The 19,087-nt window shown below is 56.8% G+C and carries 15 protein-coding genes; 7 read left to right on the forward strand and 8 right to left on the reverse strand.

Annotation, left to right across the window (positions count from 1 at the left end; translation table 11 throughout):
* Positions 1-262 precede the first annotated feature (262 nt).
* The 3 genes from B9A24_RS18900 (at position 263) to B9A24_RS18910 (ending at position 3,970) form a co-directional block, all read left to right on the forward strand.
* Complete coding sequence (locus tag B9A24_RS18900) at positions 263-2,005, forward strand: M14 family metallopeptidase (protein WP_084447582.1); 1,743 nt, start codon at positions 263-265, stop codon at positions 2,003-2,005.
* Between the two features lie 149 nt (positions 2,006-2,154).
* Positions 2,155-3,051 (forward strand): ABC transporter ATP-binding protein, encoded by an 897-nt coding sequence (locus B9A24_RS18905; RefSeq protein WP_084447583.1) that lies wholly within the window; start codon positions 2,155-2,157, stop codon positions 3,049-3,051.
* A gap of 151 nt (positions 3,052-3,202) precedes the next feature.
* Positions 3,203-3,970, forward strand: a complete 768-nt coding sequence (locus tag B9A24_RS18910) for an ABC transporter permease (RefSeq protein WP_084447584.1) — start codon at positions 3,203-3,205, stop codon at positions 3,968-3,970.
* 127 nt (positions 3,971-4,097) lie between these two features.
* Here the strand turns inward: B9A24_RS18910 and B9A24_RS18915 are convergent, their stop codons facing one another.
* The 7 genes from B9A24_RS18915 to dnaG form a co-directional block, all read right to left on the reverse strand.
* Positions 4,098-4,910: a hypothetical protein gene (locus tag B9A24_RS18915; protein WP_084447585.1), complete on the reverse strand. Its 813-nt coding sequence runs from the start codon at positions 4,908-4,910 to the stop codon at positions 4,098-4,100.
* A 44-nt stretch (positions 4,911-4,954) separates the two neighbouring features.
* Positions 4,955-6,199 (reverse strand): bifunctional 3,4-dihydroxy-2-butanone-4-phosphate synthase/GTP cyclohydrolase II, encoded by a 1,245-nt coding sequence (locus B9A24_RS18920; protein ID WP_084447586.1) that lies wholly within the window; start codon positions 6,197-6,199, stop codon positions 4,955-4,957.
* Positions 6,200-6,463: 264 nt separating this feature from the next.
* A complete protein-coding gene (proC, locus tag B9A24_RS18925; protein WP_084447587.1) occupies positions 6,464-7,279 on the reverse strand; it encodes a pyrroline-5-carboxylate reductase in 816 nt (271 codons plus the stop codon).
* Between the two features lie 132 nt (positions 7,280-7,411).
* Positions 7,412-8,584, reverse strand: a complete 1,173-nt coding sequence (locus tag B9A24_RS18930) for a glycosyltransferase (protein ID WP_084447588.1) — start codon at positions 8,582-8,584, stop codon at positions 7,412-7,414.
* Positions 8,585-8,595: 11 nt separating this feature from the next.
* Positions 8,596-9,807 carry a glycosyltransferase family 4 protein gene (locus B9A24_RS18935; RefSeq protein ID WP_143435061.1) on the reverse strand — a complete coding sequence of 404 codons (1,212 nt, stop codon included), beginning with the start codon at positions 9,805-9,807 and terminating at the stop codon, positions 8,596-8,598.
* A 92-nt stretch (positions 9,808-9,899) separates the two neighbouring features.
* Positions 9,900-10,832: a potassium channel family protein gene (locus B9A24_RS18940; RefSeq protein WP_394334649.1), complete on the reverse strand. Its 933-nt coding sequence runs from the start codon at positions 10,830-10,832 to the stop codon at positions 9,900-9,902.
* Positions 10,833-11,107: 275 nt separating this feature from the next.
* The gene (dnaG, locus tag B9A24_RS18945; protein WP_084447591.1) at positions 11,108-13,153 is read right to left on the reverse strand and encodes a DNA primase; all 2,046 of its coding nucleotides are present in this window, start codon (positions 13,151-13,153) and stop codon (positions 11,108-11,110) included.
* A 264-nt stretch (positions 13,154-13,417) separates the two neighbouring features.
* Between dnaG and B9A24_RS18950 the strand changes: the two genes are divergently transcribed.
* Positions 13,418-14,521 (forward strand): Mrp/NBP35 family ATP-binding protein, encoded by a 1,104-nt coding sequence (locus tag B9A24_RS18950; RefSeq protein ID WP_084447592.1) that lies wholly within the window; start codon positions 13,418-13,420, stop codon positions 14,519-14,521.
* 172 nt (positions 14,522-14,693) lie between these two features.
* On the forward strand, positions 14,694-15,029 hold the full coding sequence (locus B9A24_RS18955) for a NifU family protein (RefSeq protein ID WP_084447674.1): 336 nt from the start codon (positions 14,694-14,696) through the stop codon (positions 15,027-15,029).
* 391 nt (positions 15,030-15,420) lie between these two features.
* Here the strand turns inward: B9A24_RS18955 and B9A24_RS18960 are convergent, their stop codons facing one another.
* Positions 15,421-16,059 (reverse strand): hypothetical protein, encoded by a 639-nt coding sequence (locus tag B9A24_RS18960; RefSeq protein ID WP_200813973.1) that lies wholly within the window; start codon positions 16,057-16,059, stop codon positions 15,421-15,423.
* 264 nt (positions 16,060-16,323) lie between these two features.
* On the opposite strand from B9A24_RS18960, the gene fahA reads away from it, so the two are divergent.
* Together fahA and B9A24_RS18975 are read left to right on the forward strand one after the other, a co-directional pair.
* On the forward strand, positions 16,324-17,604 hold the full coding sequence (gene fahA / locus B9A24_RS18970) for a fumarylacetoacetase (protein WP_084447594.1): 1,281 nt from the start codon (positions 16,324-16,326) through the stop codon (positions 17,602-17,604).
* A 322-nt stretch (positions 17,605-17,926) separates the two neighbouring features.
* The gene (locus B9A24_RS18975) at positions 17,927-19,081 is read left to right on the forward strand and encodes a zinc-dependent alcohol dehydrogenase (RefSeq protein WP_084447675.1); all 1,155 of its coding nucleotides are present in this window, start codon (positions 17,927-17,929) and stop codon (positions 19,079-19,081) included.
* Positions 19,082-19,087: the final 6 nt, after the last annotated feature.

Raw genomic sequence — 19,087 nt, forward strand, 5'->3', positions numbered from 1 at the left:
CAATAACTAAAGCTGCCGACAGCTTTTTAAGTTTATTGAAGTCGTACTAGCCTACAAATTAATAGCACTAAAGAACTGTTTGAGCAGACAAGAACAAACAAGCGTATGCATTTTGCTCGGCAGTTGCCTTTTTGGCTATTCATTGTCTCGAGGCATGTAAGCTAAGCCAGCAAGCGCAGTGTGTTGCCTTTCTATAGACTTTGCCGCTGCCCGTATCAGATTTTTGTTTTTTGGTTGTTGATTGCAGAAAATTCATCGCTGCATGCTCGCTCTTCTCCTCTCCGCCTCCCTACTTTTCACCGCGCCCCCCGATTGGCGCACGCCTTTCGAGAAAGGCAATGGCAACACTACCGCCACCTACGCCGAGTGCATAGACTACTATAAAAGACTCGACGCGGCCTACCCTGAAATTACGCTACGCGAGGCGGGCACCACCGACATCGGCCAGCCCCTGCACGAGGTAGTCGTGTCGCTGGATGGCGACGCGGACCCAGCTTCGGTGCGGGCCAAAAACCGGCGCATGGTCTTTATCCAGAACGGTATTCACCCCGGCGAGCCTGAAGGCATCGACGCCAGCATGATGCTCGTGCGCGACTATGTGCAGAAGAAGGAGCTGCGCCGGCAGCTTGAAAATGTGACATTGGTACTTATCCCTATCTACAACGTAGACGGGGCTCTGAACCGCAACAGCACTACCCGCACCAACCAGAACGGCCCCCAGGAATACGGCTTCCGCGGCAACGCCCGCAACCTCGATTTGAACCGCGACTACATCAAGCAGGACTCGCGCAATGCCCGCAGCTTCGCCCAGCTTTTCCAGCGCTGGCAACCGGAAGTCTTTGTTGATACGCATACGTCTAATGGTGCTGATTATCAGTATACCTTGACGCTGATTGACACCCAGCGCGACAAGCTGCATCCGGCTATGAATCAGTACATGCAGCAGCGGCTGTTGCCGGCTTTGTACGCGGGCATGGAAAAGAAGAAATGGCCGCTGACGCCCTACGTAGACTTCGAAGGCCGCACGCCCGAGAGTGGCTTACGGGGCTTTCTGGAAACGCCGCGCTACTCCACCGGCTACACGACATTGTTCAATACGCTGGGCTTCGTTACTGAGACGCACATGCTCAAGGAATTTGCCCCCCGCGTGCGTGTCACCTACGATTTTCTGGAGCTGCTGATCCGCACGGTGCACCAGGACGCGGCCCAAATTAAGCAGGCCCGCGCCGCTGCCGACCAGCAAACCCGCGCCCAAACTGACTTCGCCCTGACCTGGCAGCTCGACACGACGCAGATCGATAAGTTCAGCTTCCGGGGCTACGAAGGCCGCACCAAAACCAGCGAAGTAAGTGGGCAGCCGCGCCTGTACTACGACCGCAAAGCGCCCTTCACGCGGCCCGTAAACTATTACCATACCTACCGCCCCACTACCACCGTGCACCGCCCAGTAGCCTACCTTATCCCCCAGGCCTGGGGCGAAGTGCTGGAGCGCCTGCGTTTGAGTGGCGTGCAGCTTCAGCGCCTCCGCCGCGATACTACCCTGACGGCAGAAGTGTACTACGTGGAGGACTATAAAACCTCGCCGCGTCCCTACGAAGGCCATTACCTGCACTCACAGGTGAAGCTGCGGCCCGAGCAGCAAGCGCTGGCATTCCGAAAAGGCGATTATGTGGCGGTGGTTGATCAGGCGGCCGTCCGCTACCTGGTCGAAACCCTGGAGCCGCAAGCCACCGACTCGTTTTTCAACTGGGGCTTTTTCGACAGCATCCTGCAGCAGAAAGAGCACTTCTCCGACTATGTATTCGAGGACCTGGCCGCGGAGCTGCTCCACCGCGACCCGCAACTCCGCCAGCAGCTCGAAGCCCGCCAGAAGGCAGATCCGGCCTTCGCCAAAAGCGCCAGCGCTCAGCTCGACTTCATCTACCGCCGCTCCCCGCATTACGAAAAATCCTACCTGCGCTACCCCGTAGCCCGCTGGCTGGGGGGCAATTTGCCGGTAGAATAAGACATGGATGTAATTTTGAATGTGATTATGATCCGCGTGTCAATCAGTAGCGAAGCATTCCGCGTGCTTCGACAAGCGGACGCCAGATAGAGCATGACGGGTGACAAGTTTGACAACACCTCCATTATTTCCAATACTAAATCCCCTACATGGCAATTCTGGAAATTGAGAACCTCTCCAAAAACTATGGAAGTACGCAGGCACTGAAGGGCCTGAGCCTGACGGTGGAAGCAGGCAGCGTGTATGGCTTATTGGGGCCGAACGGAAGTGGCAAAACCACCACGCTTGGCATTGCTCTTGGGGTGCTGCAACCATCGGGGGGCACCGCGCGCTGGTTTGGGGGGCAAATTTCGAGTGCCAGCAAGCGCCGGGTGGGCGCGCTGCTGGAAACGCCCAACTTTTTCCCTTACCTCTCCGCTCGCCAAAACCTGCAGATTGCCGCCGATGTAAAGGGTGCCGACCCAGTCACCATCACGGAGGCGCTGGAAATAACCGGCCTGGCCGCCCGCCAGCACGATGCGTTTCGGGGCTACTCGCTGGGCATGAAACAACGGCTGGCGCTGGCTTCTACCCTGCTGGGTCGCCCGGAGGTATTGGTGCTCGATGAGCCCACCAATGGTCTTGACCCACAGGGAATTGCCGAAGTGCGAAGCTTGGTTCTGCGCTTGGCTGCCGAGGGCAAAACCATCATTCTGGCCAGTCATCTGCTTGATGAGATTGAGAAGGTGTGTACCCACGTAGCGGTGCTTCAGCGCGGGGAGCTGCGCGCCGCGGGCCCCGTCAGCGACATCCTGGCCGTGGCCGACCGTATAGTGCTGCGTCTGGCTCCCAATGCCGCGCCCGCAGCACTGCTAGAAGCGCTGGGGGGCTTTTCCTGGGTTACCGATGTGCGCCCCGAGCCGGCCGGCGGCGTCAGTGCCGTGCTGGGACCGGGCCGTCAGCCCGCTGAGCTGAACCAGGCTCTCTTTCTGCAAGGTCTGGTTCTCAATAGTCTGGAAGTTCGGCACCGCAGCCTCGAAACGCAGTTTTTGGAGTTAACCAAGTAATGCGACCTGAGTGGTACTACGACTCAAAGTCGTAGTACCACTATCGTTGAACGACCTCATGTAGCGAACAACAGCAACAATGATACTGGTGCTACAACTTTGAGTCGTAGTATCCCCTCGGATTATCTACTTACTCTCAACCCCTTGCCTCATGCTCGTACGTGCTGAACTCCGTAAGCTCCTGCCTTACCGTACGGTCTGGATTGTGCTGGTGCTCTTTGCGGGGCTGCTGGCTTTCTTCGTGTCGGTGGGCGGCAACGTGACCATCAATGGCCAGACCGTTGGCAACAGCTTGTATGCGTTTCCGGGCTTGTGGACTAAACTGACTTACGTGGCCAGCTACTTTCATCTCCTGCTGGGCATTCTGCTCATAATTCTGATTACCGACGAATTTCAGTTTCGCACCTTCAGGCAACAGCTCATTGATGGTCTCTCCCCGGCCGGCCTAATACAGGGCAAACTTATCGTATCGGGGCTACTGACGCTATTTGGGATGCTTGTGCTGCTGCTGGTTGGCCTTTACTTCGGGCTTACCCACACCACCGATTCCAGCACCTCCGCCACGGAAGGATTATTCGACGCGCTGCTCCGCTACGGCGTGCAGGCCCTGGGCTACCTGAGCCTGGCCGCGCTGTTTGGCTTTCTGATTCGCAAGAGTGGGCCGGCCATTCTGCTGTTTCTGCTGTATTCCTGGGTGATCGAGCCCTTGCTGCGCCTGCCCATCGCCGACCACATCGACCGCTACTTTCCCACCAAAGTATTTTCCAGCCTCACGCCCAACCCAACGCAGGCTATCCTCGAAACCATGACCGGCCCCACCAGCGCCCTCAGCGCCACTCAGGCTGTCCCGCTCACGCTGGCCTATGCTGCCCTCTTCTGGCTACTCAGCTACCTGCTGCTGCGCCACCGGGATTTGTAGCGGCTATGATTCATTTATTTGGTAATCAACTAGTTGTTCTGGCAGGCAGCCGTTGCACAAAAAAGCCCCCCAGCCCGTCTTTCGAGCGGCTGGGGGGCTTTTCTGGTCAAAAAGCAAACCGGCAACTTTACGGTTGCTTGTCTTCCGATAGCGAGTTGGCATAGTTCACGATGAAGGCCAGCTCGCGGGCATTAGTGAAGTCTAGGTTGTTTTGCTTAGCATATTGTTCAATCTGACGGGCTTTTTTGCGGTAGGCGGCCAGCAAATCCTTCTTAGGATTGCGCAACGGAATGATGGAGCCCGTAGACGTACCCAGATAAAAGTTGTCTTTTATCTCCGAATAAGAGCCCGCGTAGCGCGAAGGACCGTAGCCGCCATACCCGCCCCCGTAGCCATAAGGGCCGGAGGCGTATACGGGCCGCTCTACCAGGGCCTCGCGGCGCAGCAATACGGTAGGCCCGCTGCTGAGCTGCTCAAAAAACGCGGGCGATTTGTAGTCGCTGTAGTCGTTGTCGCGGTTCCAGCGGTAGGTACGAAACACCCGCACCAGGCTGGTATCGGGCCGCTCCCGGCGCTTGGGCAGAGGGCCGTTAAAAAAGGCCGGGCTACCGTAGTAATAGCCCCGGCGCGCGTCATAAAAGTCGTCGTAGTAATACGCGTCGCGGCGGCGGTCGTACTGCTCACCTTTCACAGCAAAGCTTTGTACGGCCACCGCCGAGAGCGTATTGATGGTATTATCGGGCATGGTCATGCGCACCACATCCTCGTTTCGGTGCAGCACCAGCGGGCCTTCCAGCGTATCGCCATTCGCGAGCAGAATAGTGCTGCCCGCAAACTCCTGCACAAAGGTGGTGCGCTGGGCCAATGCGGCTGAAGCTGGAAACAAACTGAGCGCCAGGGCAGCCGCGCCGGCACTCAAAACGGAACGCAGGATTTTCATAGCCAGAGTAATATAGCTAAAATACGCGTTTCGCGGCTGCTTGGCTACGATTCTTTGCCGCTCTCGACTGTCGCTTTGACGGGGTGAAGCTTGCTCAGAATCGTGTGGCCGAGCTTGTCGCGCTTGGTAGTTAAATAACTTTGGTTGTGCTGGTTGGGTTCAATCTCAATCGGCACCGTTTCCACGATTTCAAGCCCGTAGCCCATCAGGCCCGTGCGCTTGCGCGGATTATTGGTAAGCAGACGCATCTGACTGATACCTAGGTCGCGCAGAATAGCGGCACCCACGCCGTAGTCGCGCTCATCCATGCCGAAGCCCAGTTCTACGTTGGCCTCCACCGTGTCGCGGCCTTGCTCCTGCAGCTTGTAGGCGCGCAACTTATTGAGCAGGCCAATACCGCGCCCTTCCTGGTTCATGTACACCACCACGCCGCGGCCGGCCTGGTCAATCTGCTTCATGGCGCGGTGCAGCTGGGGGCCACAGTCGCAGCGGCAGGAGCCGAATATGTCGCCGGTGACGCAGGAAGAGTGCACCCGCACCAGGGGCGGCTCTGCTCCGGTCAGGTCGCCTTTCACCAGGGCCAAGTGCTGGGCACCGTTGGAGCGTTGGGTGAAGGCATACAGGTCGAAATCGCCCCATTCAGTGGGCAATTTCACGGTGATGTCGCGGGTAATAAGACTTTCCTGGGCAAGGCGATACTTGATCAGGTCCTGCACCGAAATCAACTTCAGATCCCAGTGCCGGGCTACCTCCTCCAGGTCGGGCAGGCGGGCCATTTCCCCATCTTCCTTCAGAATCTCAACCAGCACCCCGGCCGGCTCAAACCCGGCCAGACGAGCTAAGTCTACGGCCGCCTCGGTGTGGCCGGCGCGGCGCAACACGCCTTCTTTGCGCGCTTTCAGCGGAAAAATGTGCCCCGGCTTGCCCAGCTCCTCGGGCTTGGTAGTAGGGTCAATAAGGGCCAGAATAGTCTTGGAGCGGTCGGAGGCAGAAATACCGGTCGTGACGCCGTTCGTAAGCAAGTCAACGGAAACGGTGAAGGGCGTGGCATGCAACGCGGTATTACGGCCCACCATCAGCTCCAAACCTAGCTCTTCACAGCGGTCCTCCGTCAGTGGGGCGCACACCAGGCCCCGGCCGTGCGTGGCCATAAAATTGACAATTTCGGGGGTAGCGCAGCGGGCAGCACAGATAAAGTCGCCTTCGTTTTCGCGGTCTTCGTCATCGACCACAATCACTACCTTGCCGGCACGAATATCGGCAATGGCGTCTTCTATTGAATTAAGCATGAACGTAGGTGAGGCAGATTAAAGGATGTTGCGGCTCTCGGGTTTTAAAACGCAGTCGCAAAGCTGGCAGAACAACCACCAACGACGCCGCGAAGTTACGACAGGCAAGATTCTCGAATGGCGGACCGCTATATGAGCCAAGTTGAGGCAGAACATAAATCATCCAGACGCCTTATAGCAACGCGTATTCGCGTCTAATCGTCGCGGTCGGTGTTAAGCCGGCGCGGCATCGGTTGTCCAACGATTAGACGCGAGTACGCGTCGCTACTCCTTTGCCAATTCCGTGGCGCGCTGTTGAGCCGCTTTAATACCATCTACCAGCGTTTCGGCCAGGTTGCCCGCCCGAAAAGCGCGCAGAGCCGCCTCCGTGGTGCCGCCTTTGGAAGCTACGTTGGCAATAAGCTGGTCGATGCTTTGGTCGGAGTTGTTCAGCAAATGAAAGGCCCCCAGCATCGTCTGCTTTACCAGCAGGCCCGCCACCGACTCCGAGAAGCCCAGCTCCTGGCCGGCCCGCATCATGGCCTGCACGATGTAGTAGAAATAGGCCGGACCACTGCCACTGACGGCCGTAACAGCGTCGAGCAGGCTTTCGTCTTCCATAAAAATAGAGCGGCCCGTGGCGTTGAGCAGGTTTTCAACCTGATGCAACCGACTGCGACCAACTTCCGGCGCGGCCGAAAAACCCGTAATTCCCATACCCAGCAGGGCCGGCGTATTGGGCATGGCCCGCAGCACCTGCCGATGGTCCAGCTCCCGCTGCAAACGCGAAATCGGGATGCCGGCCATGATGGATACCACTACCTGCTCGGGTTGCAGCACTTGGCGCAGCCCGTCGGCCACCCGGCCAAAATCCTGGGGCTTCACCGCTACCAGCACTACATCGTAGCTGCCTATGGCCGCGGACAGCAGGCCCGTTGGCATACCCAGCTGGCTGGCATTTAAGCGCTGGCAATGGGCGTCGTCGCGGCCCAGAAGGAGCATATCGGTGCGGGCTACGAGGTTGTATTGCAGGAACGCTTTCGCAAAAGCCTGCCCCATGTTGCCGCAGCCCAGAATGGCAATGCGTAAGTTTTTATTCATGAGGCTGAAGTAGTTAGATAATAGGCTAATAGGCCGAGACGCTCATTTGAGCATTGAGCCGGCCAGCGGCTTTCTCGTTAAGTCCACCTTGGTCGCCGCTCAGGTTAAAGTCAATAATGCGCCGGGCTTATCCTAGGGCTTTTCGAATAAACGCTCTAGGCGGCGGGTAGCCGTGGCCCAGTTGTAGTTTTCGCGCACGAACTCCAGGCCCCGTTGGGCCAGCGCTTTCGCCTGTTCAGCCTCGGCGAGGAGGTCACTGATGTGCGCGGCCAGCTCCGCCGCCGTTTGGCCAACAAGCAAATGCTCCCCCGACGTCCCACGTAAGGCATTGTTGGCCAAAGGCGTAGTAACACAAGGCAGGCGCATAGCCATAGCTTCGAGCAGCTTGTTTTGCAAGCCCGTACCTACGCGCATAGGTGCCACGAATACGCCCGCCGCCGCATATGCCTCCCGAATATCGGAGAGCCAGCCGCTGACCGTGACGGTAGGTGAGGCCAGCGCCTGCACCCGCAGCGCCGGGGTAGTGCCCGCAATCAGCAGGCGGGCATTGGGCTGCCGCTGCCGCACCAGAGGCAGGATTTCCTCGGCCAGAAACACGGCGGCATCCACATTCGGGTGGTAGTTCATGTTGCCGCAAAACAGAATCTCATACTCTATTTTGCTTTGTACGGGCCGGAAATAATTGGTATCGATTCCGTTCAGGACCACCTCTATCTCGGCCCGACGCGGGTGGTCGATCAGTTGGCGGTCTTGGTCGGATATGATGGTGTGGTGGCGAAACCAACCAAATGCCGCCGCCTCATAGGTGCGCAGGCGTTCCGCTTCCAGCTGAAATATGGGCCGCTGCCACTGGGGGGCTTTTTCGGCCCGGCGCAGCATGCCAGCCGAGAACACGTCCATATAATCCAGCGTGCAGGGCAGACGCTCCGCGTGGGGGCGCAGGTATTCGGCCATGCGGATGAGCTGGCAATAGGCGTGGTCGGGCTGAAAACGGGTGATTAGCTGATCCAGACAGCGCTGGGCCGTGGCATTATGAAAGTAGCCCACCTGCAACGGCTGTCCGTTGGTTAGCGCGCGGGTCATGTTCAGGGCAATGCGAGGGCGGCGCAACTGATGAACGTGCAGGCCACCGGCGCAAAGTGGGGTCACGGCCGTCAATGCCGAGGCCGACACGGGCTCATCGGTGAGGGCAAACAGGCAAATCTCGTGGCGCTGGGCCAGATAGCGAAGCTGATGGAAGGCACGCAGCTTGTCGCCCTTGTCAAGCGGGTAGGGAAACCGGGACAGCAGGACGAGCAGCTTCATGGGGGGCAAAGTTAGACGCCGGGAGCAGCCAGGCTGCGGTAAAGCTCTACAAAGTGAGTTATAACCTGCTGGTTGTCGTAGGTGCGCAGGATGGTTTGGCGGGCCGCTTGTCCTATTTGGGTTTGGTTCAGCTCGCCCTTGTAGTAGCTTTCAATACGGTTAATCCACTCGCTGGGCTCATCGCAGAGCACGATATCGTGGCCGTTGCGCACGCTGATGCCTTCGGAGCCCAGGCCGGTACTGATAATGCACTTACCTAGCGCCATGCCCTCAATAATCTTGATGCGCATGCCGCCCCCGCTCAGCAAGGGCACAATCATTACCTCATAGCGCTGCATAAACTCCGGCGCCGACTCCACGAAGCCGTGCACGAACACATTGCCTCCCTTTAGCCGCAGAATGCGCTCGGGTGTGTCCTTGCCGGCAATATGCAGCTCCAGCTCCGGCATTCGCTCGTGTACGTAGGGCCACACATTGGTCAGAAACCAGTCAAACCCTTCCACGTTGGGCAGCCAGTTCAGCGAGCCAATCATAAACAGCGTTTTAGGTTTGGGCTGAATAGTTGAATCAATCTGAAAGCGACTCAGCTCCACACCGGCCGGGACGAACACCACCGGCTCGGGGCAGCCCATGCCCCGCAGGCGGCGCTGATCAGGCGCGGTAATAGCGGCCACGGCGTTGAAACGGGGCATGTATTTTTCCTCAAACCGCTTCAGCCCATTTGCCAAGTGGTGAAAATACATAGCTTTAATGGGTTTTCGTTCCCGCTCAGCCAGCATCTTCCAGATGGTATGCTCCACGTTATGAGCGCGCAGCACCACCGGCAGCTGGGGGGCTTCCGCCCGGATAATATCCACGTACCAGGCTACAAACGTGCCTTCCACCTGCACCACATCGAAGCGTTCCGTGCGCAGCTGCTGTTTCAGCTCGGCCACCATCTGCTGGCTTACAAAGCGCTCCACATTGTAGGGCATCCTGCCCAAAAGCAGGTTTTTGAGCGCCTTTACGGGGTTCAGCCGCGTGTCAATAGGCACCGTGATCAGGCGCACTCCGGGCAGATGAGCAAGCACATCGGCTGGCTGTTGGTGCTTAGGCGTATTGGCGGCCAGCACCGTTACGCGGTGCCCGGCGCGGGCCAGGCCCGCAGCTACGTCGTACATGGCAATTGCGCCTCCATCATGGGGCGGAAACGGCACGCGCGGACAAAGCTGCAGGATATGCACAGGATACAAAAATAAGTTAGCTCAAAGCTAGTCAGGTAGCCGTAATATCAGATGCCGACCTGCTGACTTAGCAGAAATCCGCGCCCCTAAACTCAGGCCCGAAACTGCCGGATCAGGGTGCTTACCTGCTCCTCAGTCCCCAAGAACAGGAGCACATCGCCGGGTTGCGGAATGGTGTCGGCGGAAGGGCTTACAAGCAGCTCGCCGTCCTGCAGTTTCAAGGCAATGACCGTAGCCCCGGTGCGGGAGCGAATGTCCAAATCGCGGATGCTGCGCCCGCGCCATTCGGGTCGCAGCTCGTCGGAGCGCATTTCGTCCAGGCGTAGCTTGCGGGGGCCAAGTCCGCTAATCATGTCCAGAAAGCGGATTACCTCGGGCCGCATTACCAGATTAGCCATGTGTGAGCCCCCAATTTCGTCGGGCATCACTACCGAGTCGGCACCCGCGCGTAGCAGCTTGTGCTCGCTGCTCTTGAGACTAGCGCGGGCAATAATCTTAATATTGGGATTCAGCTCACGGGCCGTGAGGGCCACGAATACATTGTCGGCATCCTTGGGCAGAGCCGTAATGAGAGCCAGGGCCCGGCTCACCCCAGCGGCGATTAGGGTCTCATCGTCGGTGGCATTGCCAAAGACGGCCAGAATGTTTGCCCCGTTGGTCTCGTTGGCAACTTTGAGAAGGGACTCGTCTTGCTCGACTACTACTACCTGGGCCCCGTTGGCCTTCAGCTCATGGTAGGCTTTGCTGCCATTGCGCCCAAAGCCGCATACAATGACGTGGCCCTCAAACCCACGGATTTCCTGATCAATACGAATCATAGTAAACATAGCACGAAGCTCACCGCTGAAAATGTAGGAAGTCAGCACCGACAACAGGTAGGCAACGACGAGCAGATTGAAGAAAATATAGAGCGAAACGAACAGCCGTCCGGCCGGTGACAAAGGGTGCAATTCCCCGAAGCCCACCGTCGAGACGGTAATCATGGTCATGTAGAAGGCATCAATCAAACTGAAATTCTCAATCAGCTGAAACCCATGATGCCGCCGCCAAAGCTGGTGGTGGTCAGCAGCACGGCCAGTAGGAACCGTTTCAGGTTAAGACGCTTCCACATTTTCAGGTAAACAAGATAAGAGTCAGGAGCTCTGAGCTGGCGCAGCGTCAGATTGGCGAATCTACAGCCAGAATACTTAAATGGAAGCCTGCATCGCCAGTCACAGAATTGAAGTACCGTGGATTCTGCGCGCAACCAGCATCCGGGACAGGTGCTGGAAGTATACCCGAGCAGGCTGGGGACTTTTTGCTAGCCGCTCCTCGGAATAACCGTACCCAGCATGCCGCCCAGCTGGTTATCCATCTGCTTGAGCAGCTTGATAGCGTGCAGGGTTTCCATCAGGTCGGCCTCATCCATGGGCTGGCGCAGGGCGTCGAGGCGGGTAGCCAGCTCGCGCTGCACGGTGCATTTGTTGAGGCGCAGCACGGCGTTGTCGCAGGCCTGCTGGAGCAAGTCCAGCTCACGGGGCACGTAGATCTGGTGAGTGGTCCAGTTGGGGCTCAGCTCGTATTTTTCCGTGGCCAGGTCGCTCACCAATTGACGAATATCGCCGCGCCCGTGCTGGATGAGGGTACGCACGTCGGGCCAACGGCCTTGCTCCATTTCGGTGCGGCAGAGGTGGAGTAAATCGGCGTAAATGGGTGTGAGAAACACGTTTTCCTCCAACTGCCCAAACAGGTATTGCGCCACGCTTACCTCATTGGCCAACTGCTGGGGCGCATACAGCAGAATCAGCCGCACTATTTCCCGCTCGCAGGCCTGCAATACATCGGGCACGGGCTCCACTTCTTCGCCGGAGCCGGCATCAAGAGTCTGGGGGGCAAAAGCGTCGGATGGCGCGCCGTACATGGCGGCTTCAGCTTCCTCTTCCAGCGAGAGGGGCCGAGCGGGGGCCGATGACTGCTGACTACGAGACGCAGGTTGGGCCGCCGCAGGGCCAGTGCTCTGGGGGGCATTTTTGCCCCCCGCGCTCTTCACCAGCTTGTTATACTCCGTGATAAGTACCTGCTCATCAATGCCGAACGTGCCGGAGGTCTGCTGCAGGAAAACCTGCCGCTTGATCGGGTCGGGCACTTTGGCAATGCTCTGAAGCACGTCGCGGATGGCTTCGGCCTTCTTCACCGGGTCCTGGGCGGCCTCGCGGGCTACCAGGTCGGTTTTGAAGCTGATGAAGTCTTTGCTGTGGTTTTCGAGGTGCTCCCGGAAGCGCTGGTCGCCCACTTTGCGGATGTAGCTGTCGGGGTCGTCGCCGTCGGGGAAGAGCACCACGCGCACGTTCAGGCCGCCTTCCAGAATCAGGTCGATGCCGCGCAAGGACGCCCGGATGCCGGCCGCGTCGCCGTCGTAGAGCACCGTTACATTGTCGGTGTAGCGGGCAATAAGCCGGATCTGGCTCTCGGTGAGCGAAGTACCCGACGAGGCCACCACGTTCTTGATGCCGCCCTGGTGCAGGCTCAGCACATCCAGGTAGCCTTCTACCAGGTAGCACGTTTCCTCCGCCCGAATAGCCTGCCGCGCCTGGTACATCCCGTATAGCACATCCGACTTATGGTAAATATCCGACTCGGGCGAGTTCAGGTACTTGGCACTCTTGTCGTTGGCCTTCAGCGTGCGCGCCCCGAAGCCAATGGTGCGGCCAGCCACGTTGTGAATCGGGAACATGACCCGGCCCCGAAACCGGTCGTAGCGCCGGCCGGTGTCCTGGCCCTGGTCGTCATCCTTTTTAATGGTGAGGCCGGTTTTTTCCAGGTATTTGCGCTCGTAGCCGGCTTTCTCGGCTGCCTTCAGCAAGTCGTCCCACTGGTCGAGGGAGTAGCCCAGCTCGAAGGTCTGGATGGTTTGCTGGTTCAGGCCGCGCTGGCGCAGATAGCTCAGCCCGATGCTCTGGCCTTCCTCCGACTCCAGCAAAAGCTTGTGGTAGTGGTCTTTGGCCCAGTTCGAGACGATATACTGGGAATCCTTGTCGTTTTGGGCGAGCTGCTGCTCGGGCGTTTTTTCTTCCTCCCGGATCTCAACCCCGTATTTTTTTGCCAGGTACTTAAGGGCCTCCACGTAGCTGCTGCCCTCGATGTCCATCACGAACTGTACTACTCCGCCCGCTTTGCCGCAGCCAAAGCACTTGTAGAGCCCCTTGGCCGGCGCCACCGAAAACGACGGCGACTTTTCATTGTGAAACGGGCAGCAGGCCCACATATTCTGACCCTTGCGCTTGAGGCTCACAAAGTCGCCCACCACCTCCACGATGTCGGCCAGGTGCAGAATTTGATCAACGGTTTCTTTCGGAATAAGCGCCATAAAGGCAAAGGTAGGCCGAAAGTAGAACGGAGTGACACTCCGTGCTGGCGCGCCAGCGCCAATGCGGCACCGCGCCGCCTGGATAACGCTGACGCGAGCTTTCAGCTTCGCTGAAGAACGAATGGCCACTCCACTCTTACTTGGCCTGGCGGCCAACCCAGGCGGCGCGGACGCCGGCACTCGTGCCCCAAGCCGGAGCTTGGGGTTACATTTTTTAACCTCCGCCCCGTTTGCGGGTTATCTTTGCAGTCTGATTCTAAACTTATGGCTATTACCCAAGAAGACGTACTCAAGGCCCTGAGCTACGTGGAAGAGCCCGATCTGGGCAAGGACCTGGTCACGCTCAACATGATTGAGGACGTGATGATTGACGGTCTGACCGTCTCGTTCTCCGTCATCCTCACCACCCCTGCCTGCCCGCTCAAAGAGCTGATTCACAACGCCTGCGTGCTCGCCATCCATACCATGGTGGACAAAAACGCGGTGGTACATGTGAACCTCACTTCCCGCGTGACGACCGCCCGGGCCGCTAACTCGGCCGTACTCAGCGGAGTTAAAAATATCATCGCCATTGCCTCGGGCAAGGGCGGCGTGGGCAAAAGCACCGTGACGGCCAACCTGGCCATCGCGCTGGCTCGCACGGGCGCTAAAGTCGGCCTGATCGACGCCGACATCTCCGGCCCCAGTATGCCCACCATGTTTGGTCTGGAGGACGCCCGCCCCCACGTATTCCAGACACCCGAGGGCAAAAATCTCATTTTGCCCATCGAGAAGTTTGGCGTAAAGCTGATGAGCATTGGCTTTCTGGCCCCCAGCGACAATGCCATCGTGTGGCGCGGCCCCATGGCCTCGTCGGCGCTGAAGCAGTTTATTTCCGAGGTCGATTGGGGTGAGCTGGATTACCTGCTCATCGATATGCCCCCCGGCACTTCTGATATTCACCTCACGCTGGTGCAAACCGTGCCCGTAACGGGCGCCCTCATCGTGACCACGCCGCAAAAAGTGGCCCTGGCCGATGCGCAGAAAGGGTTGCAGATGTTCCGCCAGCCCCAGATAAATGTGCCGGTGCTGGGTGTAATCGAAAATATGGCCTGGTTTACGCCAGCTGAGCTGCCCGACAGCAAATACTTTATTTTCGGTGAAGGCGGGGGGCAAAGTTTGGCTACCAAACACGAAGTGCCGCTGCTGGGCCAGATTCCGTTGGTGCAGAGCATTCGCGAAACCGGCGACCAGGGCGCACCCGCTATTACCCAGGAAGGCACGCCGGCCGCGGCCATTTTTGAGCAGGTAGCCGAAGAAGTTGCCCGGCAGATATCCATTCGCAACGCCATTGCTCCTCGTACTCAGGTTGTCGAAATGACTCGCTAGTTTGGGGCCTGCGTTGATTTTTGTAGTGCGAAAGGTTATAGCCGAACTTCCCAACCTTGCTTTCAGTTGGTTCTTAACCAGCTAAAAGCCTTATTTTTGTCTTGCCTAGTTTTTACTCATCTGCTTGTATCACATCAGCGGAATCAATAAAATCAGCGTTAACCTGCGATTCATGACACATTCTGCTGCCGTCGAAGAACATCCGCTCTTATCCCGCATCGAGCAGGCCCTGGACACGATTCGCCCGTACCTCGCTGCCGACGGCGGCAACGTGCGCGTGCTCAACATCACCGACGATATGGTACTCCAGCTTGAGTTGCTCGGTGCCTGCGGTACCTGCCCCATGTCGCCGATGACGCTGAAAGCCGGCGTGGAAGAGTCGGTGAAAAAAGCCGTGCCTGAAATTCGTACCGTGGAGGCCATCAACCTCACGCCCATGTCGGCACAGCCCGCTGGCCAAACTGGCCATCCTTTGCCCCCCACGCCCGTCCCTACGCCTCAGTTTTAGGTTTACTCGCTTTCAACGTACCGCGCCCCGCTCCTGCTGATTTCAGCGTAAGCGGGGCGCACTGGTTTTTGGGGAATTTGAACAATTGGTTTTAGACTTTGCGTTCAGGCTGGTTTCTGAGCACAGAACTGTCAGCATAGAACTAGAGTCAATTCAAAAACTGCACTTGAATTTAAGCACTTCACCATGCATAACCCTACGCCTATATTGTACTTAATTTTTCAATATACTGTTTTAATTATCGCCTCAACTCCTAAGATGAGTTCTTCAACTTCTTCTTTTGTAGGCTCTCTATCTTTGTTATGGTCGCACAAGTTCCTAATATCTCCCAAATGCTGAATTTTTCTCCAAGTTGGTGTATCATAAACTCCTGAAGATTTCAATCCATCATTTAAGTCAGATATAGAAGGGGTTTTTTAGAGATTTTTAAATTGTGGTTTATCAGAAGTTGTGCTAGATGCTTTTCAAGAACAACACCTGCAACTGCACCCGCACCTCTGGAAAATTTATTTTTATTTAATTCTTTTGCCGCATCAAGTTCACTGTCAAATAAGTCCGCTTGCACTAACTGTTTAATGTCAAAGAGTGAGCTTTCAAACCTTCTCTCGACTGACTTTAAAATATTAAGTTGTTGCTCAAACTGACTTATAGCAGCTTCAGGACCAACTTTTTTCTCCCTATAGGAAGTGGTAACAATCAAGTTTTGTAAGAAATCCTCAATTACATAGTTACCGTACTCAATTGCTTTTCTCGTCTTAGGTTTTTCAAAAAGCTTAATAAAGTCAGATAATCTATCAGGCAGCAATTGTTTTATGATAACTAATGATTCTGAATACCAACTTTGATATTCATCTTTAAAAGGTATGATCTTTTTAATATATTCCTTCGATTTTTTATCATCTTTGAAGGTATCTTTAATCTGAACTTCAATGTTCTCAGGATAACACTGATATTTCATAGAAATATCAGTGTTATCTCCTTTTTCCATCAAGATCTTTAAATCGGTTTTATACTTTTCTATATTTTTCATTTTTTGATTACAACATCTCTTTTTAAATCATACTCAACATTCGCATTTCCGAAATCCGCAATGGTAAATTTGTTGAGAATATACCAACGGAGACTTGCCTTAACTTTGATATCCGTTACCATAGTGACAATTCGTAGCACGAGCTTCGGCTCAAGGTAACAGCTTCGGAGGAGTTTGCCTAGTTGGTGGGGCAATAAACAGCCGCGTTGCGGCTCATTTCCCTCACACCTCTACCTTTGCCGCGTCACCCACTATCCTCCCCCGATGGCCAACCCCAACGACCCGACGCTGCGCTCCTGGATTGATATTCCGCCCACCAGCGACTTTCCAATTCAGAATCTGCCGTTTGGCGTGTTTGAAACCCTGGAGCGCGGCACGCGCCTGGGCGTGGCCATTGGCGAGTATGTGCTGGATTTGTACGCCGTGGCGCAGTTTGGCTTGTTTGAGGATCTGGAGCTGGGGTCGAAAATGCCCAAAGTATTTCGCCGCCGCTCGCTCAACCAGTTTATTGCTCTGGGCCGGCCCGTATGGCGAGCCGTGCGCCAGCGCGTATCGGAGCTGCTGCGCCACGATAGCACCGCCCTGCGCTCCGATGAGGTAATGCGCGCCTGCCTGCTGCGCCAGAGCGAAGTGGAGATGCTGCGCCCCGTGAAGCCCGGCAACTACACCGATTTCTACTCCAGCATCGAGCACGCGACCAACGTGGGCACCATGTTTCGCGACCCGAATAATGCCCTGCTGCCCAACTGGCGGCACATTCCGATTGGCTACCACGGCCGGGCCAGCAGCATCGTGGTATCAGGCACGCCTATCCGCCGACCCAACGGGCAGCGCAAGGCCCCCGATGCTGATGCGCCTACCTTTGGCCCGTCGCAGCAGCTGGACTTTGAGCTAGAAGTGGCTTTCGTGGGCGGGCGAGCCACCGAGCTAGGCTCGTCCGTACCCATACAATACGCCGAAGACCACATTTTTGGGCTGGTGCTCTTCAACGACTGGAGCGCCCGCGACATTCAAAGCTGGGAGTACGTGCCGCTGGGGCCGTTTTTGGGCAAAAGCTTCGGCAGCAGCATTTCGCCCTGGGTCGTGACGCTGGACGCGCTGGAGCCTTTCCGCACGGCCGGGCCGGTGCAGGAGCCTGAGCCCCTGCTGTATCTGCGGCAGCTGGATGCGCACAACTTTGATATCAACCTGGAAGTGGCCATTCAGCCCGAAAATGCCCCCCAGACAGTGGTTAGCCGCTCAAACTTTCGGCATATGTACTGGCGCATGGCCCAGCAGCTCACCCACCAAACCAGCAACGGCTGCAACCTGCAAGTGGGCGACCTGTACGCCAGCGGCACCATCAGCGGACCCACGCCCGATTCGTTGGGCTCGATGCTGGAGTTGGCCTGGAAAGGCACTCGCCCGATACCGCTCGCCGACGGCTCAGAGCGCACATTTCTGCTCGATGGCGACACCGTGATTATGCGCGGCTTCGCGAAAAAAGACGGCGTACGCGTAGGCTTCGGGGAAGTGAGCGGAATGATTCTGCCGGCAGTACAGTAAGCTTACCGCTGTCCTCAGTATCTCTCATATAAGGTCGCTCTCAGTAGGAAGCGACCTTTCTTTATGGCTGTCAACGCCCTTCCTATTCAGAGCACATACCGCCGTTAGGCTGCTAGTGTAAATACGTACTAATCCTTAAGTAACACGTACTCAACCACGATTAAACACGTATTTAGCCATACTCCGGCAACTTTAGAAATATAGGCAAGTACCATTCATCACCGCTGTAAGGTGATTGCCTGGCCCAGTGTTTATCGTGACACTGCCTGGCAATGCTTTGCATCGGCTCGAACTTCCTACCAAAACCAAAACGCCGGAAACTATGCTTGCTATGGAATACCGGGGCCCGAAAAGGGTCCGTGCCGTCCAAAAACCCATGCCCGAAATCAAGCATCCGCAGGATGCGATTGTGCGGGTTACCCGTACCTGTATCTGCGGGTCGGACCTGCACTTATACAACGGCAACGTGCCCGACACCCGCGTGGGCTCCACCTTCGGGCACGAGTTCGTGGGGATAGTGGAGGAAGTTGGACCCGATGTGACTAAGATTAAAGTGGGCGACCAAGTGCTGGTGCCCTTCAACATTGCCTGCGGCGAGTGCCACTTCTGCAAGCAAAACATGTTTGGCAACTGCCACGAATCCAACACGATGTCTACGGCCGTGGGGGCCATTTTTGGCTACTCCCACACGGCCGGCGGCTTCGACGGCGGCCAGGCCGAATATGCCCGCGTACCCTATGCCAACGTCGGCCCCACGGTGATTCCGGCCGGCATGGACCCTGATGATGCGGTACTGCTGACCGACGTAGTGCCCACGGGCTATCAGGCGGCCGAAATGGCGGGCATTCAGCCCGGCGATACGGTGCTCGTATTTGGCGCGGGCCCCGTTGGTATCATGGCGGCCCGCTGTGCGTGGCTGTTTGGGGCCGGCCGCGTTATCGTGCTTGATAATGTGGACTACCGACTGGAATTCGTGCGTGATTATGCTCCCTGCGAGGTGTATAATTTCGATGAGATCGGTGACCCGGTGCTGTTTATCAAGAAGATAACCGACTGGATGGGTGCCGACTGCGTGATTGACGCGGTAGGCGCGGAGGCTTCCGGCGACCTGATGCAGACTATTACGGGCAGAAAACTGCTATTGCAGGCCGGCTCGGCTACGGCTTTGCACTGGGCTATTAACTCGGTAAAGAAAGGCGGCGTGGTGTCGATTGTGGGCGTGTATGGCCCCACCGATAACCTGGTACCCATTGGGAATATGATGAACAAAGGCCTCACCATGCGGGGCAACCAGACCTCCGTGAAGCGCTTGCTGCCGCGCCTTATTGAGCACGTAATGAACGGCACGCTCAATCCGAAGGCGATGATTACTCACCGTATGCCGCTGGAGGAAGTAGCCGACGGCTACCGCATGTTCTCCGCCAAGCTGGATAATTGCATCAAAACGGTGCTGATTCCCTCATCCGCCAACAAGTAAAAGCCC

It is taken from the genome of Hymenobacter roseosalivarius DSM 11622, assembly GCF_900176135.1.
GTDB classification, from domain to species: Bacteria; Bacteroidota; Bacteroidia; order Cytophagales; family Hymenobacteraceae; genus Hymenobacter; species Hymenobacter roseosalivarius.

Coding starts and splice junctions, on each gene's coding strand:
- B9A24_RS18900 (WP_084447582.1), top strand. CDS start 263: ATGCTCGCTCTTCTCCTCTCCGCCTCCCTACTTTTCACCGCGCCCCCC.
- B9A24_RS18905 (WP_084447583.1), top strand. CDS start 2,155: ATGGCAATTCTGGAAATTGAGAACCTCTCCAAAAACTATGGAAGTACG.
- B9A24_RS18910 (WP_084447584.1), top strand. CDS start 3,203: ATGCTCGTACGTGCTGAACTCCGTAAGCTCCTGCCTTACCGTACGGTC.
- B9A24_RS18915 (WP_084447585.1), bottom strand. CDS start 4,910: ATGAAAATCCTGCGTTCCGTTTTGAGTGCCGGCGCGGCTGCCCTGGCG.
- B9A24_RS18920 (WP_084447586.1), bottom strand. CDS start 6,199: ATGCTTAATTCAATAGAAGACGCCATTGCCGATATTCGTGCCGGCAAG.
- proC (WP_084447587.1), bottom strand. CDS start 7,279: ATGAATAAAAACTTACGCATTGCCATTCTGGGCTGCGGCAACATGGGG.
- B9A24_RS18930 (WP_084447588.1), bottom strand. CDS start 8,584: ATGAAGCTGCTCGTCCTGCTGTCCCGGTTTCCCTACCCGCTTGACAAG.
- dnaG (WP_084447591.1), bottom strand. CDS start 13,153: ATGGCGCTTATTCCGAAAGAAACCGTTGATCAAATTCTGCACCTGGCC.
- B9A24_RS18950 (WP_084447592.1), top strand. CDS start 13,418: ATGGCTATTACCCAAGAAGACGTACTCAAGGCCCTGAGCTACGTGGAA.
- B9A24_RS18955 (WP_084447674.1), top strand. CDS start 14,694: ATGACACATTCTGCTGCCGTCGAAGAACATCCGCTCTTATCCCGCATC.
- B9A24_RS18960 (WP_200813973.1), bottom strand. CDS start 16,059: ATGAAAAATATAGAAAAGTATAAAACCGATTTAAAGATCTTGATGGAA.
- fahA (WP_084447594.1), top strand. CDS start 16,324: ATGGCCAACCCCAACGACCCGACGCTGCGCTCCTGGATTGATATTCCG.
- B9A24_RS18975 (WP_084447675.1), top strand. CDS start 17,927: ATGCTTGCTATGGAATACCGGGGCCCGAAAAGGGTCCGTGCCGTCCAA.